We start from the raw sequence: 226 nt of genomic DNA, 5'->3' as shown, positions 1-226 counted from the left end.
CTTCCTCAAACCCTGTTTGCCGCCTGTCAGCATCTGCTGGCGATGTTCGTTGCGGTGATCACGCCAGCGCTATTAATCTGCCAGGCGCTGGGTTTACCGGCACAAGACACGCAACACATTATTAGTATGTCGCTGTTTGCCTCCGGTGTGGCATCGATTATTCAAATTAAGGCCTGGGGTCCGGTTGGCTCCGGGCTGTTGTCTATTCAGGGCACCAGCTTCAACT

General features: G+C 54.0%; 1 protein-coding gene. It reads left to right on the top strand.

Features of this window, described 5'->3' with window-relative positions; translation table 11 throughout:
* Positions 1 to 226 (top strand): solute carrier family 23 protein (locus KI356_RS29015; protein WP_274388417.1); only part of this gene is annotated, 226 nt, incomplete at both ends.

This window comes from Bacillus hominis, assembly GCF_018332515.1.
Taxonomy (GTDB): domain Bacteria; phylum Bacillota; class Bacilli; order Bacillales; family Bacillaceae_G; genus Bacillus_A; species Bacillus_A hominis.
The sequence above is the reverse complement of the archived record's forward strand: the minus strand, read 5'-3'. Positions and strand labels throughout refer to the sequence as shown.